Genomic DNA, 25398 nt, shown 5'->3' with positions numbered 1-25398 from the left:
TTTGAACAGCTATAGGTTGTCGGAAATTGGGCCCCATCAGCGTGTCTGAGTGGGTTGACTGGGAATGGATTGCAGTTGAGACTGACGAATTTGCCACCAAATCGCAAAACCCCCGGCAATAAATATCACAAATAAACTCAAAATAAAAACTACCTCCTTCCACTTAGACATTGACTTGGAGGGGGGCTGAACCTCTGGCTCAGGAATAGATTCATCATATAATAAAACCTTAGATGCTGCCGTAGGTTCAGACTCCAAAGATTCCATTTTTGTCGGTAGATGAGGCGTTTCTAGTAATACTAATTTTTGCGGAGATACCCCACAATAGGTGAGTACAACCGAGATATTATCATGACCATTCTTATCATTGGCAATGTCAATCCATCCCTGTACCGCCGATTCTAAAGATTGTTCTCCATTTAACACTGAAGCCGAAAAATCTTGCCAACATTGTTCCACCCGTTGATTATCACTTAATCCGTCGGAACATAATAATAATAATCCATCTTCCTCAATAATAAATCGTTGTACCGTTGGTCGTAAAAACTCCGCTTCCCGGGTTCCTAAAGCCTGGGTTAAAGCTCCCGAACCTGACCGTTGAGCAGCATCCCAATATAAGCTCCGACCGTGACAAACCTCCCGATTTGCCACATCATCATCAACAGTTAATTGTTGACAGGAATTCTGAGTAATCCAATAGGCGCGACTATCCCCCACATTCACCAGATATAATTCATGGCAATTGGTTAACTCAATACCTTCGGGGGTTTTTACTTTCTGAGGTAACTGTAAAGCCATGACTAAGGTTGTTCCCATCCGTTGTCTAAATTCTCGCCTCTGCTCATTATTTTGGGCAGCAATAACGTTATTAACAACTCGGGTAATTTCTTGCAGTTGTTCAATAATTAATTCCGGTGGGGCTAACTCCTCTTGCTGGGAAATTTCTGCCATCAAACTATGAATTAAAGGCTTTAAAGACTGTACTGCTAATTGACTCGCCACCTCACCACCATCATGACCGCCCACCCCATCACAAACAATGCTTAAATGGGGAATTAATTTATCATTTGGATAAAGATGAAAATTCCGCACATCAGAAATAGTTGGATAACAACTATCCTCATTCTCTGAACGTCTGACCCCCACATCCGTTAGTCCCGTTACCGCCAAATGTAAGGGGAGTTGAGCCGCCTGTTCCATCAATAATTGATTCAGTTGACTCGCCACCTCTTTTAAGCAGTCCTCCTGGCGACGCATTAATTGGTGAATAGTTTGTAAACGATACTGTATAGTCGGATGGGCTGTTTCTATCAATGCCACCCAAGATTCTGCTAAATCTCGTTGGGTCGGTTGCACCTTGCCCTGATGTAATTCTCGCAACCGCACCCGCCAACCGTCCACCCGCAGGTTCTCCTTGACAAACAAACTATAAGCCGCCCCCTGTTCGGTTAAGGGTATCCACAGTTGCAGCATTTGCCATAACCAATAGACCTGACGCACGGCGGAGGATTTCGGCCAAACTTCCACCAAAGTCGGAAGGAGTTGACCCCGACTATCGACGGGAATGTTATCTAATAGTAGGGTTTCCGTCGCTTCTGGGGGAATACCCAAGGGATAAACCCCAAACACCCCAGGAATATGCAAATGATGGGGATATAAATATAAATAGGATAATATCGATTCTGAAAGAATATCGGGCAAAATCGGTGGGGCACCAGGTTTAGTATCTAACCAAACCTGGGGGAAAGTAACATAATAGCGATTTCCCACTAACTGACCGGGTTGAATTTGACTCGCCCCCGAACCTGTCGCCCACAAATATCGATAGGTGAGGGGGGTTTGGCAAGTTTCACAAATTCGATGCCCCAAGGAGTTAGGCGGTTGGGGACAGGCGGGGTTAGTGCAATGAATCGGCGGCGGCGCCGAGGTGCTAATTTGAAATAATTTTTCTAAGGACACGGCTAAGACAGTTAATAGGGGACTTAATCGTAGAAAGGTTAATAATATAAGGGGATTGTAGCTTTTATGGATTTATAGAAATAAACGGGAAGACTTAAAATTCACTATCTTCAAAAAGTGAGAACGGCAACAAAGTTTTATAATACATAGAAAGTACCAATTATTAAAACCTTAACATTGATGAACACAGAATCTTATATTTTTGTTGCGGGTGCAAGTCGCGGTGTCGGGCGAGAAGTGGTCAAATTCCTCCGCCACCAACAGATAAACGTCAAAGCCCTATTGAGAACACCGGATACTCGCCCAGAATTGGAGGCCCTGGGGGTGCGGGTGGTGATGGGGGATGCCCTGGATATAACTGCCGTTGAACAGGCTATATTCGGCCCAGAACCAATTTCGGCGGTGATTAGTACCATTGGCGGTTTACCCAAAGATGGGGAGCGGGCGGACTATTTAGGGAATCTACATTTAATTGACGCGGCGGTGAAAGCTGGCGTCGGGAAGTTTATTCTTGTATCTTCGATTGGCAGTGGAGAAAGTGTGGTAGCCCTGCCTCCCCAAGCCCTAGAAACCTTAAAATCGGTTTTGGTGGAAAAGGAAAAAGCAGAACAGCATTTAATTAATAGTGGGCTGAATTACACGATTATTCGTCCGGGGGGGCTGAAGTCTGAACCCGCCACCGGAAACGGCGTATTAACGGAAAATTACCGGATAGCGGGAACAATTCATCGGGCTGATGTGGCTCAATTGGTCTGTGATTGTTTATGTTCAGAGGTAGCCAATCATAGGATTCTCTCAGCTATTGACCGGAATATGACCTACGGACAATCGGATTTTGAAATTTTGAATTTGAGTTAAATCTAAATTCAGTAATTCTAAGTGTTATGGTAACTACCATAATTTAATACCAAATTTAGATTTAGGCGGTAAAATTTGTAAGTCTGTCATTGCGGGTGAAACGAAGCAATCACAGGGTTTTTGAGAAGTTTATTAGTTTTTTAAATCTAAATTAACCTGGATTCTCGTTTCATCCCAACTATTTTTAACTTGCCAATTTGAATCTTGATTATTTTCCAAATTGGCATTAATATTTTCCGCAACTTGATCGAGTTTATCCTGAGATAAACTTTCGGAATTAGAAGTTTTTGCTTGCAGTTCATCGATACTAATACTAACAATTTCTAAACCATCTCCAGACTGAGCGGAATTGGAGGGATTTTTAGGGTCGGACTTAGACATCTTCACTCTTTTATAAATCAGGATATAGCTCTATTATAACCTGAATTCTTAAAAAGGCAAATCATCTTCAAAATCTGGATTGTTTTCTAAAGGTTGTACTTGAGGCGCAATCATTTTTTCAGCTTGTTTAATTCTTTCAAATAAAGAAGAACGAGATTGTTGGCGTTTTTGAATCAGGTGATCAATATGATATTTAGCTTTTAATTCTTCTTTTTTATCTGGGGGTAAAGGTTGATAATCGGGTAAAAAATCCGCCGCCGTCACAACAGGAACCCTAGGGCCTAATTTTTCGATGGGAATTTGGGGAAGACGGGCTAGAAAATAGTCTTTTCTGTTTCTAATTTGTTCCGATTTATTATTAATTTCGGTGATAATTCCGATAATTTGACTCAAATGATGGTTAGACAAAGCCCTCTGAATATCCAGACTTTCCCAGGGAATTTCTAAACTTTCTATTTGTTTTAAAATCTCGGGAGGAATATGATCTAAATTCGGGGGATTGTCCGTTGTTTTTAAGCTAATTAATGCCTGATTTAATTGACTTTCAATCTGGTTAATCACCTCATGGTGATGGTCTTGGGAAACCGGGTTTTGTAACAGGTCTTGCAGGTTTTGGGTCGCTTGTTGCAAAAGCTCAAGGGTCGCCTGAAGTTGGGGGGAAGGGGTGGATTTAAAGTGATTCAAGGTCTTCTAATTCCTGGGTAGACTGCCATCCGGGTTGCCATAAAGCCCGGTCTTGAAGTTGTTGGGCATTTAACCAAAATCTCACCTTGGGGTCACAGGATGCCACCATTTCGGCAAATACCCATTTGCCTTGATTTTTGCGGTTTGCGACTTGGAAATGCCTCCAACCCCAGGTTTTTTGATTTGCTGTCCATTTAGACCCTAATAGATAGGGGAATTTTTGCTTTTTTGCCATTGTTGAGATTGGGGCACGGGACGATAACAGTAATTGTTAAAGATTGTGACAGATTTTTTGCCCACTTGCCAAGGTTGTTTTTCAATACGACAGGTTGTCATAGTTTATGGTAGGATGTTCCTTAACGCTTAGAAAGTTATATTTTTTAGAGGCAAGTTATGAATCAGATGGTTTCAGTGTCCAAGCGGGTCGCCCTAGTTTTGTCTGTGGCCTTTTTAATGATTAGCACCTTTGTTTTTGGTGTGGGTCAAGCCTCCGCAGAAACCTTTACTGTTAAAATGGGTGCTGATTCGGGGATGTTAAAATTTGATCCGAGCAAAGTAGAAGTCAAACCGGGTGATGTTGTTAAATTTGTCAATAACAAACTCCCTCCCCATAATGCAGTTTTTGATAAATCCAAATCTCCCGATGCAGATGTGGCGGTGAAACTTTCCCATAAAGCATTACTTCAAAAACCGGGTGAGTCCTTTGAAGTTGCCTTCACCGATGATATGCCTGCTGGTGTCTATTCCTACTACTGTGAACCCCACCGTGGCGCGGGTATGACCGGTGAAATTGTTCTGAAAAAATAATTAGAGTCCAGTTACTTTAATTCTTGAATTAATCATTAATTTTGGGTGGTTTTTTGTTAGTAATCAAACTAACAAGAGACTGCCCAAATGTCTTTATATTTTTGTAGGGGCGCGGGTTCGCCTAAATCTCAATGCACCTAACCAAAACATCTATAAACCCGCCCAATTTTACCAAAATTTAACTGTGGGGTTGGGCGGGTTTATTTCGGTTAATTGTTATTGGCTAAAATTTAGGTGAACCCGCCCCTACAGTTTTTTTTATATATAGCACCGGAATGGGGAGGAAAACAAAAAACTTCAAGTTTTTTTCCTACAGGCGGTGCACGGGATTTCTATAGTTATAGTCCCTTAAAACTTTAGACTTTAGATTTTAAATTTAAGATAATTTTGCTTGAGTTGCGCCACCTGTTATAGAGATAGCTAAAACCTTAAAATCATCCCTAACCTAAAACCTAAAGTCTAAAACTGTCAACGATTAACTGATGTTAGCGCAGGTATTTACCACCACCCCATTGTTCAGGACGAACTTTGGGTTCTAATAATAGATATCCAGCCAGATTATATAAATCATCTTCCGTCAGATTTCGCATGACAACGAAAATATCTGAACTCTTGGTACTGGGGTGGGTTTCAGAAATTTCTTCCAGCCCATCATAGGTCGTGGGATTTTTGATAAAGTCGATCAGGGCGACAATATTATCGCGGGAAGGGGATGCCCCGGCTAAGGTTGCAGGACTGAGGTTAATATCAGGATTGGTTTTGGTCATCCCTAAAGCGTGACAGGAAGCGCAGGCCTTATTAAATAGGTTTTTGCCCTTCTTCAGTTGTTTTTCACTTAGAACAACGGTTTGGCCCTGGTCATTTAGGGGCAAAGTCCGAAGTTCTTGGGTCAAGTCTACCGCATTGGCATTAGTGACAAACAGTTGAAAGGTGAAAAATACAGTGGCTATTGCCAGCCAAAAGTATCTTTTTAGCATAGTTCTCCTTATGACTAAGTTAGTGATTAAAAGCTAAATCCAGTCTTGGCTTGATCCGCGAACAGAAGTTAGTTTAGTTTTGGTTCAGGTATTGAATGTCCCTGAACCCAGTGATTAGCTGATCGGCATTTGTCAATCGTCTATTGTTATTTACCACTTTTCACCGTTTCCGAAATATAATTTCACAGAGGGTTAACCGGTGATTGAACTATTGGGACTCTGGGGACTGACGTTGGGCTGTGATTTTAGACATCAAAGCCTTGGCATCCTCCAGGGCTAAACGGGTTTGAGAATGTTGATAGTCAATTCCCAATTGGTCACACAGTTGGAGTACAGCCTCAACGGGGAGATTGTAGTCCTCTGCTATTTCTGTGATGGACAGGTCGGCAAAACCCATAGGTCTGTTTAAACAATAGGTCTTGATCAAAAATTATCAGAAAAATGGGTTTAAAACCCCGTCTTTCTACGACGGCTTTTTATTCTATTTTAGAGTATACTAAAGAAGTGATCGTGAGCAACAAAAACAATGAAAGTCAGGTATCGGTACAGAATCTACCCAACTGACCAACAAAAGGGCCTGATATCCCAATTGTTCGGTTGCTGTCGGGTGGTTTTTAACGATGCCTTAGCATATTGCCAACAAGAGTATCAAAACGGAAACAAAAAACCTTCTAGTAATGAACTTTCTAAAAGACTTACAGAACTCAAGAAAACCGAGGAAAAGCAATGGTTAACAGAAGTTTCCTCTATTCCCTTGCAGCAGTCTTTAAGAGATTTAGAGCAGGCTTATTCAAATTTTTTTAAATCCTGTAAAGGGCAAAGAAAAGGTAAAAAAGTTAAACCTCCTAAATTCAAGAAACGTAAATCTAAGCAATCAGCTAGATTTATGGATAACGGTTTTAAACTCTATCCTAATTCTGATTACATTCACCTAGCTAAAATAGGTGATATCAAAGTGATTTGGAGTAGAGAATTACCCGCAGCCCCTTCTAGTTCTACCCTAATTAAAGATAGTGCTGATCGATACTTTGTTAGCTTTGTAGTTGAGTTTAATCCTCAACAATTACCTGAAAATCAAAATTCCGTAGGAATTGATTTAGGAATCACTGATTTTGCTACACTAAGTAACGGTAAAAAAGTTAAATCACCTAAACCTTTAAAAAAACAGTTAAAGCGTTTAAGGAGATTACAGCGTAATTTGTCAAGGAAACAGAAGGCCTGTACTGAGCGGAGTCGAAGTAGCAGTAAAAGGAGGGAAGTTGCTAGAAAGAAACTAGCTAAACTTCATGCTAAAATTTCTGATACCAGGAATGATTTTTTACATAAACTGTCAACTAAGATTATTCGTGAAAATCAAACAATAGTCTTAGAAGATTTGAATGTGTCAGGGATGATTAAGAACCGAAAACTATCCCGTGCTATTAGCGATTTAGGTTGGCGTAGTTTTAGAACTATGTTAGAAGCTAAATCAGTCATGTACGGGCGGGATTTTCGAGTGATTGATAGATGGATTCCTACTTCTCAAACTTGCTCTTGTTGTGGTTTTAAAGGTGGCAAAAAAGAGCTAAATGTTAGAGAGTGGATTTGTTTGAATTGCGGCACTTTTCATGATCGAGATATTAACGCTGCAATTAATATTTTAGTCGCCGGAGGGATGCACGGAGACTCTAAACGGACGTGGAGAGAAGGTAAGACTTTCTGCAAAGAAAGCACATCTCGGCGAAGCGTCAACCCGTCCAGAATTTCAGCAGTTGTCTCCTGAGCCGTGAGCCAGTCGAACGGTCGAAGGGTTGATTTGTTGAAATAGATGGAATCCCCGCCTGTTTTACGGCGGGGTGGATGTCAAAGGAACCTTTGGTATCTTATGAAAACCAACAATTTGATCGCGATCGCCACGGAACACCGATCAACAGTTGCCGCTAGACAGACTTAGAGGGTGAGACACCCTGAGATAAATCTACGGGTGCATGACCCGAAGTTAGGGGGATAACTTCAGCCGTATGGGATAAAGGCCCAGACGTTTGGGGAAGACGATGCAGACGAATCAATTGGGCCAGGGTTTTTTTGAGTTGGGTACGGGGAACAATAGCGTCCACAAACCCATAATTCAATAGGTATTCTGAGGTTTGGAAGTCATCGGGTAACTTCTCTCTTAGGGTTTGTTCAATGACCCGTCTTCCGGCAAAACCAATAGTTGCTTTCGGCTCGGCTAAAATCATATCCCCTAACATGGCAAAACTAGCGGTCACCCCGCCGGTGGTGGGATGGGTGAGGACGGGAATATACAGCAGTCGGGATTTGCGGTGGCGGTGCAAGGCGGCGGAGATTTTCGCCATCTGCATCAGACTTAACATTCCCTCCTGCATCCTCGCGCCTCCAGAGGCACAAATAATCACCACAGGGTAGTTTTCATTAGTGCCATGTTCAATCAGTCGGGTGAGTTTTTCCCCAACCACTGAACCCATACTGCCGCCCATAAACCGGAAGTCCATGACTCCCAGGGCTACGGGTTCACCTTCGAGTAACCCAATTCCAGTTTGTACCGCATCGGATAATCCGGTTTTTTCCCGGGTTTCTCGCAGTCGGTCACTGTAGGATTTGCGATCGCGGAATTTTAGGGGATCAACCGCATACATTTCGGCATCTAAGGCCATCCAGGTATTCGGATCAATCAATTGCCCAATTCGCTCGTCGCTATTGACCATGAAATGATGACCGCATTCTAAACAAACCTTATTATTGGCTTGTAGGTCTTTGGCATAAGTTAAAGCATTGCACTTTTCGCACTTAACCCATAGCCCATCAGCAATTTCCCGTTCCTGGGGTTCAGGATTGCTCGGTAATAATTTGCGCCGATTTGCGAACCAATCAAATAGGGACATTAAAAATTGTTTTGACTTTTGCTGTTTCTAATTTTAAGACTGCGAGGCCTTGGGAAATTGGGGGATTTCCGTTCGCCCCAGGATTAAATTCAAAATCTATACCATGATAGAACGATAGATAGCAAGTCTTAACGTTTAATCTACGGATTCTAATTCTTCATCGATGGGACTTAATAGGAGTAATGCCTCCCATCGATGGGCTAGGGGGACTTGTAGCCCTACCGGGCTGCCCATCCCCAGGGAAGAACATACCCCTAAGCCAATCACCCGGGTGGGAATATCCTGGGCTTCTAGGACTTGCTGCATTAATTCGGCTTCCCATCGCAGAGCCGTTGTTTGAATGGTGATCCAAGACATGGTATTTCAATTGACAAGGGGAAAAAATAGACCCAGATAGGTGGAGAGGATTTGAGGCCCCCAGAGGGCCGTAATAGTCGCACCCAGGGCGAGAAAGGGGCCGAAGGGGATGGGTTGACGGCGACTGATCAAACCGAATGCGATCGCTCCTCCTCCCACCACAGCCCCGAATAAGCAGGCTATAAATCCGGCTACGAGTAAATATTTCCACCCTAGCCAAGCCCCCATCATCGCTGCTAGTTTACTATCTCCGGCTCCCATGGCCGTTTGTCCTATGACCAGGGTTGCCACAAAGGATATGATGTCAAATAACCATAAACCCAGAACCGCCCCAATGATCCCCGTGATTAACCCGTAACTGGGGGATGGGGACTGGCTGAGTTGAAATCCCAAACCCAGGACTAACCCCGACTGGGTGAGAACATTCGGCAGGGTATAGGTATCTAAGTCAATCAGGGATAGGGCAATTAACCAACTGAATAATACCCAATACCCAAAGATCTGGGGAAGGGTGGAAAAGCTCAAAAATATGACTAAAAATAAAAGTCCCGTAGTCGCTTCTACAATCGGATAGCGGCTCGAAATCGGTGCATGGCAATGTTTACAACGTCCCCGTAACCATAGCCAACCGAAAACGGGAATATTTTCTGAGGGGCTCAACCGGGTTAAACAGTGGGGACAGCGAGAGGGGGGATGCAGTATGGATAAACCCGCCGGAATTCGATAAATCACGACGTTGAGAAAACTGCCTATCGATGCTCCCAGGGCAAACACAATTAAATAGGCAGGTAAACTCAGTATGATATTCATGCTTGATCTTGATTTCTGACTTGGGTGGTTAAAACAAATCGGCTTCAATCTGTTCAAAGGGGATAAAATATTCCCCGGGGAGCAAAATCGGTTGACCGGAAAATAATAAGCAACTACGATGATTGCTAGGATTGATGGCTACCCCCGATGGCCGCCGCATTCGTTGGGCGTGGACTTCTACATAGGCATGATAGATCTGTTTAGCCACCCTAATTAAGTCGGCATTAAGCTGAGGGGAGAGGGTTTGAGGGTTAGCCAGAAATTCGGTTTGGAGTTGTAAGGCTTGTACCATGGTAGACCCTCAATTACAAATTTTAGAGGAAAAAAACGGTGTTAATTTATTTGTAGGGGCGGGTTCATTAAGGTTTAGGTGATTAACAAAAATCTCACCGAACCTGCCCTTACAGGTTAATTCCCAAATTGTCAATTTTAAATTAAAGTTTTATGATAAACGATCAACCGACTTTACTGGCACTAGATTTTGATGGGGTTCTTTGTGACGGACTGCTGGAATATTTTCAAACCGCCTGGCGAACCTATTGTCAACTTTGGTCGATTCCGACCGGGGTTTCACCGGAAGAATTAGCTCCTTTATTCTATCGAACCCGTCCGGTGATTGAAATTGGTTGGGAAATGCCTGTTTTAATTCGGGCTTTGGTTTTGGGAATTTCGGAAACTGAAATTTTACAGAATTGGTCACAAATTGCTCACAATATTATTCAGGAAGAACAATTAAAAGCGGAAATAATTGGCCCCCATTTAGATAGGGTTCGGGATGAATGGATTAATACGGATTTATCTGGTTGGTTGGGATTACATCGGTTTTATCCGGGTGTGATTGAACGGATTAAACCTTTAATTAAAGATGGTTTTCCTGTTTATATTATTACTACAAAAGAGGAAAGATTTGTGCGATCGCTTCTCCAAGAACAAGGAATTACTATTCCTGAAAACCAAATTTTTGGCAAAGGCTATAAACGCCCTAAATATGAAATTATACGGGAATTATTAGCAAGTATTGAACCGACTCCGCATATTTGGTTTATTGAAGATCGCTTACAAACCTTATTATCGGTGACACAAAAACCGGATTTAAACAACGTTCAATTATTTTTAGCAAATTGGGGTTATAATATCCAAAAAGAACGGGATTTAGCTTCGGAATCTTCAACTATTCATTTATTATCTTTGTCTAAATTTAGCCAGGAATTTTCAGCCTGGTTGACTGTTGAATAGAGCAATCCTAAATAGGTTGTAACATTTTAATACAGACATGAAATAGCCAGAAGTATTACCCCAGATAAGGCGTTCCCTGTTCCCTTTTTACCTTTGATTTAAGGATTGAATATAATTGACTTCTTCTTGCCAATAAGAGGGTAGGCTATTCCAGGGGTCTTTGTCTGGACTATCGGGGCTATCATCTGTGATATAAATATATTGGATATTCCTTTCCACTGCTTTGTCAATATGGCTTTTCATCGTGGCTGCATCGGGTACGGTATGAATTAAGCCCGAAAAACGTTTAGGATCATAATTACTGACATAGGGAGAAGGTTGATAGTTCGGCCATTCTTTAGAATAATTCTCAAAAATTATAGCAATATCTGCGGCGGGTTTACTTAGATAACCTTCGTCTGGATGAGTTCCTTGATTCAGTACCACGGTATCTAAATTGGGTTTAGCTTTAGTATAGTTATATATCTCTTGATAGTAGTCTAATTTATCCGCTCCACTCGCAGCTTCATCGAAGAAAATACCCTGAAGATCGTAGTATTTACTATAGACATCAATATCGTTTTTGACTTGCTGAATATCACGCTTACCATAGTTAGTCGCAACATATCCTAGGATCGTAATATTATCTTGACGCAGATCCTTTAGACCTTTGGTATAGTCCTGATTGGGCGGACTTCCACCGGGGCCATTATTCGGATTAATTACTGCTGTAATGGGTACTTTTTCGGCTGCTTTGACAACTTCTGGCCAAAAATAAGTCTGGGAATTATACCAAGTGGGATAGGAATATAAGGGGATTAGCACTTGCATTTGAGTGGAATGTTCGGGTTGTTTTGCTGAACAGACTGTTAATAAAGATGACAACAAAAATATCACAGTCAAGGTACCAATTTTGGCGTTGAAATTAGGCATTTTGGGGAAAATATTTGGGGAAACTGTTTTTCGACGCTCTCTAACCACGCTTTCATAATTATAGAACAAGTTGGGCGAAATTTTCAACTCCATATTCCGCAGATTTTAGCATTACCTATTCTAAGATTGCCTGATGTACGATATAATTTTAACTATGTTAAGGGGATGAACATAGATAGCCCTACTTCGTTTAGTTTTAAAAAAATGGGTTGGATTTATTTAATTTTAGCCGGATTATTTGAATTGGGATTTTCCAGTTTTCTGAAACTCTCAGAAGGACTAACAAAACTCCCTGCAATTTTGGCGTTTATTGGCTTTGGGGCGTTAAGTTTTTGGTTCTTAAGCAAAGCTATGGAAACCATTCCTATCGGCACTGCTTACGCTGTTTGGACAGGAATTGGAGCATTAGGAACGATAATTGTTGGAATTATTTTTTTTAAAGATCCCGTTAGTTTAGGACGGTTATTTTTTGTGGGTTTATTAGTAGTTTCTTTAATTGGTTTAAAAGCAACTTCTTCCTAATTTAATTCATATTATTTTTCCTCGTCAACATACATCTTTCCATTGGGCATTGTTGCCCCTTTAAACTGTGCATCGCGTAGATTTGTTCCCTCTAAATCTGCCCCTTTTAAATTAGCACCGCGTAAATTTGCCCCTTGTAAATAGGCATTTTTTAGGTTGGCTTTACTTAAATTTGCTCCTCGTAAATCTGCCCCGGCTAAGTTGGCTTCCTGTAAATTAGCCCGTTCTAAATAAGCTCCTAATAAATTAGCCCGTTCCAATTTTGCACCTTTTAAATTTGCCTTTTGCAAATCCGTATCTTCTAAACTGGCTCCTTCTAATACGGCATCAATTAATTGAGCTTGATTCAAGTTAGCTTGATTCAGTTTAGCATAGCCTAACTTAGCTTTTCCTAAATTAGCTTTTTCTAAATTAGCTTTTTCTAGTTTTGCTAACCATAACACTGCTTCTGATAGGTTAGCATTTGTTAAATTAGCCCCATTTAAAATAGCATTTCCCAAATTAGCTTCGGTTAAATTAGCTTCGGTTAAAATTGCATTTTGTAAATTAGCTTCTGCTAAATTAGCATTTTCTAAATTGGCCCCATTCAGATTAGCATTTCCTAATTTTGCTTGTTTCAGATTCGCTCCGGTTAAATTAGCAGTCAAGAAATTAGCCGATTCTAAATTAGCCGATTCTAAATTGGCTTGACGTAAATCAGCCTGTATAAATACAGTATTATTGAGTTGAGCATTTTTTAAGTTAGCTTGCCATAAATTAACCCGTTGTAAATCAGCATTATTTAGGTTCGCTCCGGTTAAATTAGCATATCCTAAATTAGCACTTGCCAGTTGACTATCGCGTAAATCAGCCATGGTTAAGGTCGCACCGCGTAAATCAGCTAACTCTAAATTTGCATCATTCAAATCGGCATTTTCTAAGTTAGCTTTCCACAAATAGGCTTCTCTTAAATTAGCCTTTTTCAAATTAGCTCTACTCAAATTACAATCAGGGCATTTCTTTGTTTTTAGCAGAGTTTCTTGGGGATTTTGAGGTTGATTTTTTGATGATGATGAGCTTAAACGAGATTGTTCTGTTTGTAAACGTTGACTCAGGCGACTATTTTCTACCCAAATCCAAATCGCTATTAATGTACTCAAAATCGCTACAACTGGCAAAATGATATTAGCAATCGTTTTCCTCGGTAATCGGGTTAAAGGGTCTGATTTTGTACCTAAATCCGGTGATTCTAAACTGGACAAGGGGTTGGGAGAATCAAAGTGTTCTTTTTGGTTCGGTTCTAGCATTTTTTCTAATCATTCTACCCTGGTGGGTCTAGTAGATGACAATTATGTTGTACCTTTCATACCACAATTTTCTACCGATGAGGAGGGGGTTAAATCTCCAAACCGAGATAATTTTTTTCATAATTTTATCCTAAATTAATATAGTTTGTGCAATCTCTTGCCAATATAGCTATAATAGAATAGTTCTGATTCTGAGTCTATGTCACAATGTGAGTCTAATCTTAATTCCCAACAACATCGCCTCCAACTAATCATTCAAGGAATAGTCCAAGGCGTTGGATTTCGTCCGTTTATTTATCGCCTCGCAACGGAGTTAAACTTGACGGGATGGGTGAATAATTCGGTTCGGGGCGTCTTAATTGAAGTTGAAGGTTTCCGTCAGAATTTAGAACAATTTCAATACCGGATTTTAAAGGAAAAACCTCCTCAATCTGAAATTGAAACCTTAGATGCGGTTTGGTTAACCCCGGTGGGTTATTCTGAATTTGAAATACAGGTTTCTGAATCCACAACCCATCCTCAAAAAACCGCTATTGTTTTACCCGATTTATCAACCTGTTCTGACTGTTTACAGGATATTTTTGATCCTAAAAATCGCCGTTATCAATACCCTTTTACTAACTGTACCAACTGTGGGCCGCGTTATTCGATTATTCGGGATTTACCCTATGATCGAAATCAGACCACCATGGCAACATTTACAATGTGTTCCGATTGTCAAAATGAATATAATTATCCTTTAAATCGTCGATTTCACGCCCAACCTAATGCTTGTCCTGTTTGTGGGCCACAATTAGAATTATGGGATAAAAACGGTAATGTTATTGCTAGTTTAAATCAAGCTCTAAAACAGGCGACAAATATTATTCGTTCTGGAAAAATTTTAGCGTTAAAAGGGTTAGGAGGATTTCATTTAATCGTTGATGCTAGAAATGAAACCGCCGTACAAAATTTACGTCAACGCAAACGCCGCCCCGCCAAACCTTTGGCGGTAATGTATCCTAATTTAGAACAGGTCAAACAGGATTGTTACGTTTCAAAATTGGAAGAAAAGTTATTATCTTCTCCTGCTGCTCCCATTGTTTTATTACGAAAGTATGACCCCCCCCATCCCCCCTTACTAATGGGGGGACAAGAAAACCCTCAAACATTTCCCCCCATTACCAAGGGGGGGTTAGGGGGGGTAATTTCCCCAGAAAATCCCTATTTAGGGGTGATGTTACCCTATACCCCTATCCATCATTTATTATTAGCAAACTTGAACTTTCCTATCGTCACAACCAGTGGAAATTTTGCGAGTGAACCGATTTGTATTGATGAAGCGGAAGTGGTGACTCGTCTGAATACCATCGCGGATTTTTTCTTAGTTCATAACCGCCCCATTCTTAGACCTATTGATGATTCAATTGTGAGAATTATTGCAGATCAAGAAATGGTGTTGCGTCGGGCTAGGGGTTACGCGCCGTTACCAATTTCTCTACCTGACCCTGTAGGCGCAAACAGATCCCCATTCTATCAAACTAACTTTAGTTTACCACAATCTTCGGATTTGTCAATAGAAAAGCCAATAAAAATTTTAGCATTGGGTGGTCATTTAAAGAGTACAATTGCAATCGCATTTAATCAAAAAGCCTTCTTAAGTCAACATATTGGGGACTTAGAAAACCCCCTGGCTTTAGCCACATTTCAGGAAGTGATTAATAGTCTGAGTAATATCTATGATTTTCAACCGAATATAATTGTTTGTGACGCCCATCCCGACTATTATTCCACCCAATTTGCAGAAAAACTATCCCAACAGAATCAATATCCGATAGTCCGAGTTCAACATCATGTCGCCCATGTTTTTGCGGTTATTGCTGAACATAATTTACACCCTCCCCTACTAGGAATTGCTTGGGATGGAACCGGATATGGACTCGATGGCACTATTTGGGGTGGAGAGTTTTTTCAAGTCACAGAAACCCAAATTCAACGTATTGCTTCTTTTCGCCCTTTTCCCCTTCCAGGGGGAGATAAAGCGGTATCTGAACCTCGACGAATTGCTTTAGGATTACTCTATGAATTGTGGGGAAATGATCTATTTAATTCTGGGATAAATTTAGAATTGATGGCATCTTTTAAACCTCAAGAATTAAAAATTATCCAAACGATGTTAAACCGTAACTTAAATACTCCTTTAACGTCTAGTGTGGGACGGTTATTTGATGGAGTGGCGGGTTTATTAGGAATCTGTCAAAAGGTTAGTTTTGAAGGAGAAGCGGCTATGGCTTTAGAATTTGCCATTGATGATTTAGAAACCGATGAATATTATCCGTTTGAATGGTTTGATTCTTCCCAACCCCCTTTGGAAAAGGGGGAGAATAGAAGGAATTTTGATCCCCCCCAACCCCCCTTAGAAAAGGGGGAGAATATGGATAATAGGAGTTATAATTGTAGGTATTACCTTAATTGGGAACTGATTATTAAAGGTATATTAGAGGATAAAATTAACGAAAAACCGATTAATTTAATTTCAGCTAAATTTCATAATAGTTTAGTGGAAGCAATAATAGAAATTAGTAAGAAATTAGGCGAAAAAACCATAACTTTAAGTGGGGGATGTTTTCAGAATAAATATTTAATTGAACGCACAATATCCCGGCTTTGTCAAGAAGAATTTAGGGTTTATTGGTCACAAAAAAATCCTCCTAATGATGGAGGACTGGCTTTAGGACAAACTGCATTTTTAATTAATCATCAACGATTTGCGCCCAATCAGGGAAAGATGGGGGAAAGTAGTTGATTTCATAACTGGAATCTTCCCATTCCTTCACCCAGAGGGGAATTTTTCCCGGTTCAGGAGTACGCGCAAATTGTCTTTCCTTCACCTCAATAATCCGAAAAATTTGCTTGAGGGTGTCTCCTTTATCCAAAGCCTCACAAAGCAGATCATCGAGTTCCGGGTCTACTCGTTTAACCCGGGTTTTTTCATCTTCAACCCACAATAGTTTTAAAGACTCTAAATTGCGGGGACTTAACTTACTTTTAAAATAGACTCGTTTGAGGGTAGCAACCGGGTCTAAACTGCGTTCAACGCGACGAATTTGTTGTAAACGAAGGTAATGCCATTCTGCTAATCGTAACCGTTCTTCAGGACTAATTAACTGTTTGCTTGTGGCGTGTCTCAACCCATATTTCGCTTGAGAACAGCCTAAATTTGCTAACAGATGAATTAACTCTCGTTCTTTCGGTGTTGCCTGTCGTCGAACGATCGTATTAGTTGCTGCCCGTTGCCTTTTGGTTTCCGTTTCCATTTGTCTACCAGCCCATTACAAGAGATAAAATTTCAACTCGACTCAGATCGTCCTAGATGATTTTTGATGTGTAAGCACCATTTTCCGTGAATCACGGGCTACAAGCATCCTCAGACTCACGGATGGGGTTGTAGACAAACGGTATGGACTTGATGATATTCAAACTCAATGGGGTGAGGGTGTCAAGTCGAATGGGAATCTATTGCAGCCAATACCCGGTTTATTTGAGAGAGAATTTGAGTTAACACGCAGCAAAGATCAATCTAAAGGCAGCTTAACCTAAAACTTGAAACTGTTCTTGAATTTGCTATCAATTCAGTTATATTCAGGAAAAGTGGGTGATTGCAAAAGACCTCTTGAAATCTTTAAAATCTGCCTGCCATAATTAACATAGACTCGCATATCTCGATTGATCAATAACTCAGACGTGACTTGTCCGTAGTGTCCATGTTTGTCCAACTAACCCATCAGGGGTTCACACGAAAGCCATCAGGGGGGTTGATCAGTCAGGGAATTTTGCCATCAGGTGTATCTTTTATTTTCCTCAATAGACTACTACTATTTTTAATCATAGCCTATCGGGTTAGTCCTTTTTTCGCCCTAGTTGATACTTTGTAAAAGTTGATATTTAGGATAGAGGGATAATTGACCCGAATTTTTATTGATTTCATGAAATAATAAATTCCAAGGTTGAGGATGCACTTATGCGGCTACAGGCTTTGGATGTATTTCGGGGAATTGCGATCGCCAGTATGATATTAGTCAATAATCCGGGTAGCTGGGATTATGTCTATCCTTGGCTGGATCATGCTCAATGGAATGGTTGTACTCCGACGGATTTGGTATTTCCGTTTTTTCTATTTATTGTCGGGGTAGCCATGGCTTTTTCTTTGTCTAAATATACCGAAGAATATCGAGCACCGGAAACCATTCTTCCTAAATCGATTTATCTACAAATTGCTCAACGGTCTGGGATATTATTTTTATTAGGATTACTGCTGAATGGCTTCCCCAGTTATAACCTCGCCGAAATTAGAATTATGGGGGTTTTACAAAGGATTGGGATAGCTTATTTTTTAGCAGCGATCGCCATTTTTAACCTCTCCAGAAAAGGATTATGGCTACTAGCTGGCGGTATTTTATTAGGCTATTATCTCCTAATGCAATTTGTTTTTGTTCCGGGTTATGGAATCGGAAACCTCAGCCCGGAAGGAAATTTTGCCGCCTATATGGATCGCCTAATTTTAGGTCAATCCCATTTGTGGAAAGGGGGATTTTATGATCCCGAAGGACTTTTTAGTACCTTCCCCGCCGTTGTTTCGGTTTTAGGTGGATATTTAACCGGAAATTGGATTAGAAAACAACCGATTAGAACCGATACCAGTGCCAGTTTAGTCGTATTTGGAATTAGTTGTTTTGTGATTGGTTATTTATGGGCGGAATTGTTTCCCCTGAATAAGTCCCTGTGGACAAGTTCCTTTGTAATTGTTACCGCTGGTTGGTCATTACTTTTGTTAGCTTTCTGTTATGAAACCATCGAAGTCCGAGGCTGGACAAAATGGGGATTTCCCTTTAAAGTTATGGGATTAAACGCCCTAACCATATTTGTGGCTTCTGGTTTTGTGGCAAGAATTCTGAATTTAATTAAAATTGGCAATTCTCCACAAGCCCCCAGCGCTAAAACTTGGTTGTATGAAACCCTATTCCAGTCGGGGTTCGGCGCGATGAATGGATCTCTAGCCTTTGCGATCACCACCCTGTTATTTTGGTGGCTGGTATCCTATGTGATGTATCGCCAGGAATGGTTTGTGAAAGTTTGAAACCCGAAATCGCTACAATGACAGAGAATGACCATTAGCAGCAGAGTGTTATGATCCCAACCGTTATTGAACAATCGGGTCGTGGCGAAAGAGCCTTTGATATCTATTCTCGGCTATTACGCGATCGCATTATCTTTCTCGGACAACAGGTAACCGCCGATTTAGCCAACTTAATTGTGGCCCAGATGCTGTTCCTTGATGCTGAAGACCCAGAAAAAGATATCTACCTTTACATCAACTCCCCAGGAGGTTCGGTGTCGGCGGGTTTAGGGATTTTTGACACCATGAACCACATCCGCCCCGATGTTTCTACCATTTGTCTGGGTTTAGCCGCCAGTATGGGGGCGTTTCTGTTGAGTGCGGGGGCTAAGGGTAAACGGATGAGTCTTCCCCATTCGCGGATTATGATTCACCAACCGTTAGGGGGAGCTCAGGGACAGGCGACGGATATTGAGATTCAGGCCAGGGAAATTTTATATCTGAAAAAACGCCTGAATCAACATTTAGCTGACCACACCGGTCAACCCCTATCACGGATTGAGGATGACACCGAACGGGATTTCTTCATGTCGGCGGAAGAATCCATGCACTACGGTTTAATTGACCAAGTAATTAACCGTCGTCCCTCGGTTTCTAATCCAGTTGTGAGTTAATTAATTTTAAAGTTGTCCTCCCATCTGGGAGCATCGGTGTCAACTTAACCCACGTTAGCCCTGAAATAAATTTCGGGCTAAAAGCGATCGTCATCTGAAGATGACTAAAATCATTCTTCATCAACCCGTTTTAACGGGTTTTAGCTTTGAGCCTGAAATTGATTTCAAGGCTTTTAGACTTAAGTTGACACCGATGATCTGGGAGGCACTTTCAATGGTGAGAATTTTTTCAAATAACGGATTCCCAAAACTGATTAATTCCAGGGAAAAATCCTATTATGATCCAACAACAACTATTCCAAACCCCGATTATTTATTCGGATAGTGACGGTCAACCGATGGCTGATAATACCCAGCAATTTCAATGGATTGTTACCATCAAAGAAAATTTAGACCTGTTATTTGCTGACAATTCTAATGTGTTTGTAGCGGGGGATTTGCTCTGGTATCCCATGGAAGGAAATAATACAATTCGTCGCGCCCCGGATGTGATGGTGGTTTTTGGTCGTCCCAAGGGTTATCGGGGTTCCTATCAACAATGGCAAGAAGATAATATCCCACCCCAAGTGGTATTTGAGATTCTTTCCCCCGGAAATACAATTAAAGAAATGGCGGCTAAACTACAATTTTATCAACGGTATGGCGTGGAGGAATATTATCTCTATGATCCTGAAAACGTAGATTTTGCCGGATGGCAAATCATTGATGGACAATTAACAATTATTGAAGAAATTCAAGGTTGGGTCAGTCCCCGTCTAGGAGTTCGTTTTGAGATGGCGGAAGAATTACAAATTTTTACCCCCACGGGAGAACGGTTTTTAACGTTTGTAGAATTAGGGCAAAAATTACAACAGGAAAGGCAACGGGCGGAACTAGCAGAAGCTCGATTAAAAGCCTTAGAAGAACGGTTGAAAAGCTTAGGAGTTGATCCAAATCTTTGAATCAGGACAAGGGGTGTAGCTACTGGACTAACCACAACGTATCTAAATAATTAATGCGGGCGGAGGGACTCAAGGCGGTTAAGACCTGTTCTCCGTAACTGCGATGTAAGACCCGACTATCAAATAGGGCGACAACCCCCTGACTATCCCGCACCGTGGCAACGGCCCGTTGGAGTTCACTTAATGCTTTTGGTAATAAATAAAACCGGAACCAATCTCGATGTTGTTGTTTATAGTAGGCGACCTGTCCAGCCACTAAAGGATCTTCTAAAGAAGGAATAGGTAAGGTGGCGATCGCTAATAAATGAGGTGAAGGTAAACGGCCCTGATGTTCTCGCCAAAACTCCCAACCTGTAACTAAAACTGCATTTTCCGGTAAATCCGTGGTTTCTACCCGCACCCGAGAACCAAATTCCGCCGCCATCGCCGTACTTACTTGGGCTTTTAACGGAACATCTCCCACTAATAAAACACTGAATCCTTGGACTGACAAACTCATATATAAAATAGTGTGAAGCTCTTTAGTCAAAGCTATTTGATACTGGGGAGTATTGGGTAAAGGAAAACCCGATGGGATATAAAGTTGGATCAGTTGGCTTTGTCGATCAGGGGTAAATTTTACCCCCGTAATTTCTCCGAGTCCCACCGCTTGGCGATAAATCGGAGCCTGTTTATCTAAATCTAAGGCTCCTCCAATCAAAACCACGGGCTGTTGGGGCCAAAGGTGACTTAACTCCGATGCCACATCCACCGGGCCACAAAACAGAGAAAAGGTTCCCAATATCCGATCCACTACGGCCCATTTTAGCTGTCCCGGCCGTTGCCAACGTTGCCAAAAACTCTGCCATTCAGATAACTGAGGATCAACCCGTGCATACAGTTGCTCAACTATTTTCTGTTCTGGACTGTCTAAAACATAACATTGATAGGGATTGGGGGGATGTTGGAACAAAATCCGAGTCAGGTGTATGCGGGTGTCTCGAATGGTTTCCCCCTGGTGGGGTTGCTGCTGCATCAAATCATTCCAGTCCTGGGGATGTAAACTAACCGTTAGGGTTTGGCGTGTCCAGGTTTCCAAATCATCAACCCCATCAATCACCGTCAGAATTTGCTGAGGAAAGCGGTGATCCTCCCGGAAGCGACTGGATAACCAGGCTGAAGGGGTTGTTAATAAGACCCCCGAAAAGCTATCATTGGGCCAGAAATCCCCTCGGAGAATGGGTTTATTGACAATTAGGTCAGGATTAATCCAGGGTTGTAAATTCAGTCTTTGGAGTTCGTCCAAAATCCCATCGGGCGCCACCACAATTACTGGTTGATGCCAGACTAATAATGGTATCCAATAACTCAACCGATAGGAATGATGATAGTGGCTGGGGGGAATCCCCGTTTGAATTAAAGCATCCCGTCCCAAACGTAACGCCCGAGCCACTAGGCGGGCCATGGTCAGATGATGGGGCCACAGGGCTTCGGTTTGGGACTTGAGCAGGTTTCGCAGTAAGTTATGGACTTCAACTTCTATCAAATTCGTTCAAAAACATAGCGGGGAATAGGGAGCAGGGGAAGTAGGGGGAGCAGGGGGAGCAGGGGGAGCAGGGGAAGTAGGGGGAGCAAACTATTGCCTATTGCCTATTCCCTATTCCCTATTCCTAATGACTAAGATAATCAAAACTTTCGATAAAATCAATCATCTCTTTAAAATCCGGTAGATTAGATTGACGGGAATTGAGGGTTAAATCGGCATCGGTTTGACGACTAGAGAGATCAGCAAAGCGTTTGCCAAAATTAGCATTATTATGAACCATTAAACTTTGTTGACTGCTATTTTTTAATAGGGTTTGAGTGGCGGATTTAAAAAATACAGACCGAGAATCACCTTGATTTTCTTTGACTAATAGTTTAAAGTCATTGGCTTTAATAATGACTTGATTCATGGCGGTTAAAATTTGAATTTTTCGATTTTTTCCTAAATTTTCTTCTTTAATTTTTTTCATCAAACTAATAATATTTTTTTGTGTAGGGGAAGAATCATCAAAGGGAAAAATAATCATACAAGCTAGGGGAAATAAATGTTCTTCCCGTTCGACAATAAAGGTTAAAGTTGTGCGTCGATAATCCACCTCAATACTCGGTGGACGATTCATCACCGGATAGACTTGAGCTAATTTATGATAGATGGTCATTAAAATTAAATTAGATTCAAAATCCAACGGAGCATCCACAAAAATTTGCACCAGGGGAAGACTTTGATTAAAAAATTTTTTCAGGGTTTCAGGATTAAAATGTACAACATGACTATGATCTCCATTGGGGCTTAAATCAATCCATTCACATTTGAGATCTTCGGCTTTTAAACTAAATCTATGCACATCATAAAGTTTAGCTCCGGTTAAGGTGGCTCCCGATAAATCCGCCCCCACCCAGTCCGATTGAATTAAATTAGCTTGGGTTAAATCCGCATGAACAAAACTGGCTTTCACTAAATTAGTATTACTTAAATTAGCACCACTCAAATTTGCCCCGCTCAAGTTAGCTTCGCTCAAATTTGCCCCGCCTAAATTCGCGCCCCGCAAATCCGCCCAGCGTAAATTGGCTCCCCCTAAATCCGCCCCACTTAAATTAGCATGGGTCAGGTTTACTTGTCGCATTTCTGCATAGTTAAAATCCGCTTTGGGTAAATCCGCTTTAGTTAAATTGGCTCCCCTTAAATCTGCTCTCCTAAAGCAAGCTCCTACCCCAAAAATAGCGCGTAAATTCGCCCCACTTAAATTAGCATAGGTAAAATCGGTTTGTTCAACTTTGGCTTCCCTTAAATCCGCCCCATTTAAGTTGGCTTGAATTAATTTCGCTTTACTCAATAATGCTTGAATTAATTCCCCGCGAATCAGTAGACTTTCAATTAGAGAGGCTTCGCTTAAATCGGCTCGCACTAAATTGCTAACATTGAGGGTGGCTCGATCTAAAATGGCGTTACTCAAATTGGCATTACTTAGTCGAGCAACATTAAAATTAGCTCCGGTTAAGTTACAGCCACTTAAATTAGCAGAGGTTAAATTAGCGACCATGAAAGAAGCCCCACTTAAATTGGCTTGACTCAATTTAATCCGGCTTAAATTATTTTCATTCAAGTTAATTCCACTAAAATCCCGCTCCCCTTCCTGATATCTTTTAACAATTTGGTAGACTTTTACTAATTCACTTTCAATCATAATGGTGATCCTTTAACCCTGATTAAATGAATAATTATTGATTCTCTATAGCAATCCTATTTGAGTTGTGTTCAAAATTCCTGATCAAAAGGGAACAGGGAACGCCGGATCTGGGAACAGGGGTAATACTTCTGACTGTTTCATATCAGTATTGAAATGTTACAACCTATTTGGGATTGCTATAGTTATGGCTTAAGCCTTGATCAAAAAGCCCTAAAATCCTTTAATAAAATTTAGGATAGTTTCTGTGTCAAGGGGTTTGGGGTTTAAATAGGGATTGTTCAGGGATTCTGAACTTTCTGATGATTCAGAATAACAGCCTAAACTTCTGCCAAAATAAGCATGGCTATGGAGGATTAAACTTTGATGGCTAGAACTTCTGAGAATGGTTCTTGTGGGATTTAAAAAGAAAGGCGTTGAGGTTTCAATTTCTGCTTGCCAAGATTGGGGAAGTTTAATATCGGTCAACAAACGGATCTGTTGAGCGATTTCCACTCCTAATTGTACAATTCGATTAGATAACTGTACTGGAAAATGACCGCAATTGTCAGGAGTTAACTGTTTAATTGCGGTTTCGATCGCTTTTTGGGTAACATCGGCATCCCTAAAGGGTAAAATGGCAATATAAGCAACATTAAAGAGTTGTTCATTGGATTCAATTTTGAATGAAATTACTGTGCGTCGGGAATTAACTTCCAAGGTGGGCGGCTGACTCAGTAGGGAGGATTGTTGTTGCAGATAATGATAAATTTTAGCTAAAATTGTATGGGCTTCAAATCCTAATCGGGTATCAACACTAATTTCTACCGTCGGAAAGGTAGCATTAAAAAATTTATTCGCTTCTTTAGGACTAAAGGTTTGAATCTGATTACTGTCTCCTAGGGGACTTAAATCAATCCAATCACAGGTAATTTCTTCTGCTTTTAAGTCAAAACGAGATACTCCATATAATTTAGCTCCGGTTAAAGATGAACCAGTTAAATCCGCCCCAGTACAATCGGAATTAATTAAATTAGCTTGGGTTAAATCCGCATGAATTAAAACCGCATTCATTAGGTTAGCCCCACTCAAATTGGCTCCACACAAACTCGCCCCACTTAATCGAGCTTGTTCTAAATTTGCCCCACTTAAATTAGCGCCATTCAAATCGGCCCAACGGAGATTTGCACCGCGCAGATCAGCCCCACTCAGATTAGCTTTAGACAGATTTACCTGTCGCAATTCACTATTGCTTAAATTAGCACCTCTTAAATCTCCTTTGGTAACACAAGCTCGATGTAAACTAGCTCGTTCTAAATTAGAACCAATTAAGATAGCATCGGTTAAATTTGCCCCATTCAAATTGACTTGTTCTAGGTTAGCTTGGCGCAGGGTCGCTTCTCGCAAATCGGCTTCGCTGAGATTGGCCCCTATTAATAAAGCATTACTCAAATCGCAACGCATGAGTTCAGCCCGAATTAAAGAAGCATTAATTAAAGACGCTTCTCTGAGGTCGGCGCGAATTAGATTGGCAACATTGAGCACCGCATCATCGAGTCTAGCGCCAGTTAAATTCGCACCACTCAAGCGGGCAACATTGAGTTTAGCTTGACTGAAATTGACTTCAGAAAGATTGGCACCACTGAGATTCGTAATGCTCAAAATGGCTTGGCTGAGATTGGCTTGGCTGAGATTGGCTCGACTGAGATTGGCTTCACAAAGCAAAATACCTGTAAAGTCCCTTGTCCCTGATTGATATTTGAGCAGAAGTTCATCGGCATCCATGCCTTCTAACTCTCCAAATTAGTGAGGTTGATTATAGAAAATTA

The 25398-nt window shown here is 41.2% G+C and carries 26 protein-coding genes; 9 read left to right on the top strand and 17 right to left on the bottom strand.

Translation table 11 applies throughout. From position 1 onward, the window contains the following. Positions 1-36 precede the first annotated feature (36 nt). Positions 37-1959: a PP2C family protein-serine/threonine phosphatase gene (locus tag PL11201_RS11135; protein ID WP_079678702.1), complete on the bottom strand. Its 1923-nt coding sequence runs from the start codon at positions 1957-1959 to the stop codon at positions 37-39. Between the two features lie 180 nt (positions 1960-2139). Here PL11201_RS11135 and PL11201_RS11130 point away from each other — a divergent pair, with 180 nt between their 5' ends. Further along, positions 2140-2817 (top strand): SDR family oxidoreductase, encoded by a 678-nt coding sequence (locus tag PL11201_RS11130; protein ID WP_079678700.1) that lies wholly within the window; start codon positions 2140-2142, stop codon positions 2815-2817. A gap of 132 nt (positions 2818-2949) precedes the next feature. Here the strand turns inward: PL11201_RS11130 and PL11201_RS11125 are convergent, their stop codons facing one another. From PL11201_RS11125 to PL11201_RS27330, 4 genes are read right to left on the bottom strand one after another with little or no spacing between them, the layout of a single operon-like run. Further along, complete coding sequence (locus tag PL11201_RS11125) at positions 2950-3198, bottom strand: hypothetical protein (RefSeq protein ID WP_079678698.1); 249 nt, start codon at positions 3196-3198, stop codon at positions 2950-2952. A gap of 48 nt (positions 3199-3246) precedes the next feature. Then, positions 3247-3882: a hypothetical protein gene (locus PL11201_RS11120; RefSeq protein ID WP_079678696.1), complete on the bottom strand. Its 636-nt coding sequence runs from the start codon at positions 3880-3882 to the stop codon at positions 3247-3249. Then, a complete protein-coding gene (locus PL11201_RS11115; RefSeq protein WP_079678695.1) occupies positions 3869-4117 on the bottom strand; it encodes a TIGR02450 family Trp-rich protein in 249 nt (82 codons plus the stop codon). Before PL11201_RS11115 ends, PL11201_RS11120 begins: the two co-directional genes overlap by 14 nt. Beyond that, entirely contained in the window at positions 4084-4218 is a 135-nt protein-coding gene (locus PL11201_RS27330; protein ID WP_255377616.1) for a hypothetical protein, read from the bottom strand. The genes PL11201_RS11115 and PL11201_RS27330 overlap by 34 nt, the downstream gene beginning before the upstream one ends. A gap of 66 nt (positions 4219-4284) precedes the next feature. Here PL11201_RS27330 and petE point away from each other — a divergent pair, with 66 nt between their 5' ends. After that, the gene (petE, locus tag PL11201_RS11110) at positions 4285-4689 is read left to right on the top strand and encodes a plastocyanin (RefSeq protein ID WP_255377615.1); all 405 of its coding nucleotides are present in this window, start codon (positions 4285-4287) and stop codon (positions 4687-4689) included. Positions 4690-5174: 485 nt separating this feature from the next. Here petE and psbV read toward each other — a convergent pair whose 3' ends face one another. Both psbV and PL11201_RS11100 read right to left on the bottom strand, forming a co-directional pair. Beyond that, complete coding sequence (gene psbV, locus PL11201_RS11105; protein WP_079678691.1) at positions 5175-5666, bottom strand: photosystem II cytochrome c-550; 492 nt, start codon at positions 5664-5666, stop codon at positions 5175-5177. Positions 5667-5874: 208 nt separating this feature from the next. Further along, the gene (locus tag PL11201_RS11100; RefSeq protein WP_079678689.1) at positions 5875-6063 is read right to left on the bottom strand and encodes a translation initiation factor IF-2; all 189 of its coding nucleotides are present in this window, start codon (positions 6061-6063) and stop codon (positions 5875-5877) included. A gap of 129 nt (positions 6064-6192) precedes the next feature. Here PL11201_RS11100 and PL11201_RS11095 point away from each other — a divergent pair, with 129 nt between their 5' ends. After that, on the top strand, positions 6193-7428 hold the full coding sequence (locus tag PL11201_RS11095; protein ID WP_234996666.1) for an RNA-guided endonuclease InsQ/TnpB family protein: 1236 nt from the start codon (positions 6193-6195) through the stop codon (positions 7426-7428). 157 nt (positions 7429-7585) lie between these two features. Here the strand turns inward: PL11201_RS11095 and accD are convergent, their stop codons facing one another. From accD to PL11201_RS11075, 4 genes are all read right to left on the bottom strand, one after another. Continuing rightward, positions 7586-8548 (bottom strand): acetyl-CoA carboxylase, carboxyltransferase subunit beta, encoded by a 963-nt coding sequence (gene accD / locus PL11201_RS11090; RefSeq protein ID WP_079678687.1) that lies wholly within the window; start codon positions 8546-8548, stop codon positions 7586-7588. Positions 8549-8683: 135 nt separating this feature from the next. Further along, positions 8684-8905, bottom strand: coding sequence for a hypothetical protein (locus PL11201_RS11085; RefSeq protein ID WP_079678686.1), 222 nt, complete (start codon positions 8903-8905; stop codon positions 8684-8686). A gap of 6 nt (positions 8906-8911) precedes the next feature. Next, the gene (locus tag PL11201_RS11080; RefSeq protein ID WP_079678684.1) at positions 8912-9715 is read right to left on the bottom strand and encodes a prepilin peptidase; all 804 of its coding nucleotides are present in this window, start codon (positions 9713-9715) and stop codon (positions 8912-8914) included. Between the two features lie 28 nt (positions 9716-9743). Continuing rightward, positions 9744-10007: a hypothetical protein gene (locus tag PL11201_RS11075; protein WP_079678682.1), complete on the bottom strand. Its 264-nt coding sequence runs from the start codon at positions 10005-10007 to the stop codon at positions 9744-9746. 152 nt (positions 10008-10159) lie between these two features. Here PL11201_RS11075 and PL11201_RS11070 point away from each other — a divergent pair, with 152 nt between their 5' ends. Continuing rightward, on the top strand, positions 10160-10951 hold the full coding sequence (locus tag PL11201_RS11070) for an HAD family hydrolase (protein ID WP_079678680.1): 792 nt from the start codon (positions 10160-10162) through the stop codon (positions 10949-10951). 87 nt (positions 10952-11038) lie between these two features. On the opposite strand, the gene PL11201_RS11065 is transcribed toward PL11201_RS11070, so the two are convergent. Next, entirely contained in the window at positions 11039-11863 is an 825-nt protein-coding gene (locus tag PL11201_RS11065) for a spherulation-specific family 4 protein (protein WP_079679560.1), read from the bottom strand. 204 nt (positions 11864-12067) lie between these two features. Here PL11201_RS11065 and PL11201_RS11060 point away from each other — a divergent pair, with 204 nt between their 5' ends. Next, positions 12068-12385: a DMT family transporter gene (locus PL11201_RS11060; protein WP_079678678.1), complete on the top strand. Its 318-nt coding sequence runs from the start codon at positions 12068-12070 to the stop codon at positions 12383-12385. Positions 12386-12396: 11 nt separating this feature from the next. Here PL11201_RS11060 and PL11201_RS11055 read toward each other — a convergent pair whose 3' ends face one another. Continuing rightward, positions 12397-13671: a pentapeptide repeat-containing protein gene (locus PL11201_RS11055; protein ID WP_079678677.1), complete on the bottom strand. Its 1275-nt coding sequence runs from the start codon at positions 13669-13671 to the stop codon at positions 12397-12399. Between the two features lie 199 nt (positions 13672-13870). Here PL11201_RS11055 and PL11201_RS11050 point away from each other — a divergent pair, with 199 nt between their 5' ends. After that, positions 13871-16456, top strand: a complete 2586-nt coding sequence (locus PL11201_RS11050) for a carbamoyltransferase HypF (RefSeq protein ID WP_079678675.1) — start codon at positions 13871-13873, stop codon at positions 16454-16456. Here PL11201_RS11050 and PL11201_RS11045 read toward each other — a convergent pair. Continuing rightward, on the bottom strand, positions 16404-16967 hold the full coding sequence (locus PL11201_RS11045) for a hypothetical protein (RefSeq protein ID WP_079678673.1): 564 nt from the start codon (positions 16965-16967) through the stop codon (positions 16404-16406). The two genes, PL11201_RS11050 and PL11201_RS11045, sit on opposite strands and share 53 nt — an antisense overlap. A 704-nt stretch (positions 16968-17671) precedes the next feature. On the opposite strand from PL11201_RS11045, the gene PL11201_RS11040 reads away from it, so the two are divergent. The 3 genes from PL11201_RS11040 to PL11201_RS11030 all read left to right on the top strand — a co-directional run bounded on the left by PL11201_RS11040 (position 17672) and on the right by PL11201_RS11030 (position 20381). Beyond that, on the top strand, positions 17672-18787 hold the full coding sequence (locus PL11201_RS11040; RefSeq protein WP_079678672.1) for an acyltransferase family protein: 1116 nt from the start codon (positions 17672-17674) through the stop codon (positions 18785-18787). Between the two features lie 50 nt (positions 18788-18837). Then, positions 18838-19440 carry an ATP-dependent Clp endopeptidase proteolytic subunit ClpP gene (gene clpP / locus PL11201_RS11035; RefSeq protein ID WP_079678670.1) on the top strand — a complete coding sequence of 201 codons (603 nt, stop codon included), beginning with the start codon at positions 18838-18840 and terminating at the stop codon, positions 19438-19440. Positions 19441-19718: 278 nt separating this feature from the next. Then, positions 19719-20381, top strand: coding sequence for a Uma2 family endonuclease (locus tag PL11201_RS11030; RefSeq protein WP_079678668.1), 663 nt, complete (start codon positions 19719-19721; stop codon positions 20379-20381). A 19-nt stretch (positions 20382-20400) separates the two neighbouring features. On the opposite strand, the gene PL11201_RS11025 is transcribed toward PL11201_RS11030, so the two are convergent. From PL11201_RS11025 to PL11201_RS11015, 3 genes are all read right to left on the bottom strand, one after another. Then, positions 20401-21906, bottom strand: coding sequence for a helicase C-terminal domain-containing protein (locus PL11201_RS11025; RefSeq protein ID WP_079678667.1), 1506 nt, complete (start codon positions 21904-21906; stop codon positions 20401-20403). A gap of 124 nt (positions 21907-22030) precedes the next feature. Then, complete coding sequence (locus PL11201_RS11020) at positions 22031-23590, bottom strand: pentapeptide repeat-containing protein (protein ID WP_079678665.1); 1560 nt, start codon at positions 23588-23590, stop codon at positions 22031-22033. A gap of 213 nt (positions 23591-23803) precedes the next feature. Then, positions 23804-25354 (bottom strand): pentapeptide repeat-containing protein, encoded by a 1551-nt coding sequence (locus PL11201_RS11015; protein WP_079678663.1) that lies wholly within the window; start codon positions 25352-25354, stop codon positions 23804-23806. Between the last annotated feature and the right edge of the window lie 44 nt (positions 25355-25398).

Source organism: Planktothrix sp. PCC 11201 (assembly GCF_900009135.1).
Taxonomy (GTDB): Bacteria; Cyanobacteriota; Cyanobacteriia; order Cyanobacteriales; family Microcoleaceae; genus Planktothrix.
Note: the sequence above shows the minus strand (reverse complement) of the source record. Positions and strands in the feature narration are given on the sequence as shown.

What these genes read in the sequence shown, in the direction of transcription:
- PL11201_RS11070 (WP_079678680.1), top strand. Translation starts at nt 10,160, where the DNA reads ATGATAAACGATCAACCGACTTTACTGGCACTAGATTTTGATGGGGTT.
- PL11201_RS11050 (WP_079678675.1), top strand. Translation starts at nt 13,871, where the DNA reads ATGTCACAATGTGAGTCTAATCTTAATTCCCAACAACATCGCCTCCAA.
- PL11201_RS11065 (WP_079679560.1), bottom strand. Translation starts at nt 11,863, where the DNA reads ATGCCTAATTTCAACGCCAAAATTGGTACCTTGACTGTGATATTTTTG.
- PL11201_RS11080 (WP_079678684.1), bottom strand. Translation starts at nt 9,715, where the DNA reads ATGAATATCATACTGAGTTTACCTGCCTATTTAATTGTGTTTGCCCTG.
- PL11201_RS11045 (WP_079678673.1), bottom strand. Translation starts at nt 16,967, where the DNA reads ATGGAAACGGAAACCAAAAGGCAACGGGCAGCAACTAATACGATCGTT.
- petE (WP_255377615.1), top strand. Translation starts at nt 4,285, where the DNA reads ATGGTTTCAGTGTCCAAGCGGGTCGCCCTAGTTTTGTCTGTGGCCTTT.
- PL11201_RS11095 (WP_234996666.1), top strand. Translation starts at nt 6,193, where the DNA reads ATGAAAGTCAGGTATCGGTACAGAATCTACCCAACTGACCAACAAAAG.
- PL11201_RS11060 (WP_079678678.1), top strand. Translation starts at nt 12,068, where the DNA reads ATGGGTTGGATTTATTTAATTTTAGCCGGATTATTTGAATTGGGATTT.
- PL11201_RS11015 (WP_079678663.1), bottom strand. Translation starts at nt 25,354, where the DNA reads ATGGATGCCGATGAACTTCTGCTCAAATATCAATCAGGGACAAGGGAC.
- PL11201_RS11020 (WP_079678665.1), bottom strand. Translation starts at nt 23,590, where the DNA reads ATGATTGAAAGTGAATTAGTAAAAGTCTACCAAATTGTTAAAAGATAT.
- accD (WP_079678687.1), bottom strand. Translation starts at nt 8,548, where the DNA reads ATGTCCCTATTTGATTGGTTCGCAAATCGGCGCAAATTATTACCGAGC.
- clpP (WP_079678670.1), top strand. Translation starts at nt 18,838, where the DNA reads ATGATCCCAACCGTTATTGAACAATCGGGTCGTGGCGAAAGAGCCTTT.
- PL11201_RS11125 (WP_079678698.1), bottom strand. Translation starts at nt 3,198, where the DNA reads ATGTCTAAGTCCGACCCTAAAAATCCCTCCAATTCCGCTCAGTCTGGA.
- PL11201_RS11040 (WP_079678672.1), top strand. Translation starts at nt 17,672, where the DNA reads ATGCGGCTACAGGCTTTGGATGTATTTCGGGGAATTGCGATCGCCAGT.
- PL11201_RS11115 (WP_079678695.1), bottom strand. Translation starts at nt 4,117, where the DNA reads ATGGCAAAAAAGCAAAAATTCCCCTATCTATTAGGGTCTAAATGGACA.
- PL11201_RS11100 (WP_079678689.1), bottom strand. Translation starts at nt 6,063, where the DNA reads ATGGGTTTTGCCGACCTGTCCATCACAGAAATAGCAGAGGACTACAAT.
- PL11201_RS27330 (WP_255377616.1), bottom strand. Translation starts at nt 4,218, where the DNA reads ATGACAACCTGTCGTATTGAAAAACAACCTTGGCAAGTGGGCAAAAAA.
- PL11201_RS11075 (WP_079678682.1), bottom strand. Translation starts at nt 10,007, where the DNA reads ATGGTACAAGCCTTACAACTCCAAACCGAATTTCTGGCTAACCCTCAA.
- psbV (WP_079678691.1), bottom strand. Translation starts at nt 5,666, where the DNA reads ATGCTAAAAAGATACTTTTGGCTGGCAATAGCCACTGTATTTTTCACC.
- PL11201_RS11055 (WP_079678677.1), bottom strand. Translation starts at nt 13,671, where the DNA reads ATGCTAGAACCGAACCAAAAAGAACACTTTGATTCTCCCAACCCCTTG.
- PL11201_RS11030 (WP_079678668.1), top strand. Translation starts at nt 19,719, where the DNA reads ATGATCCAACAACAACTATTCCAAACCCCGATTATTTATTCGGATAGT.
- PL11201_RS11130 (WP_079678700.1), top strand. Translation starts at nt 2,140, where the DNA reads ATGAACACAGAATCTTATATTTTTGTTGCGGGTGCAAGTCGCGGTGTC.
- PL11201_RS11085 (WP_079678686.1), bottom strand. Translation starts at nt 8,905, where the DNA reads ATGTCTTGGATCACCATTCAAACAACGGCTCTGCGATGGGAAGCCGAA.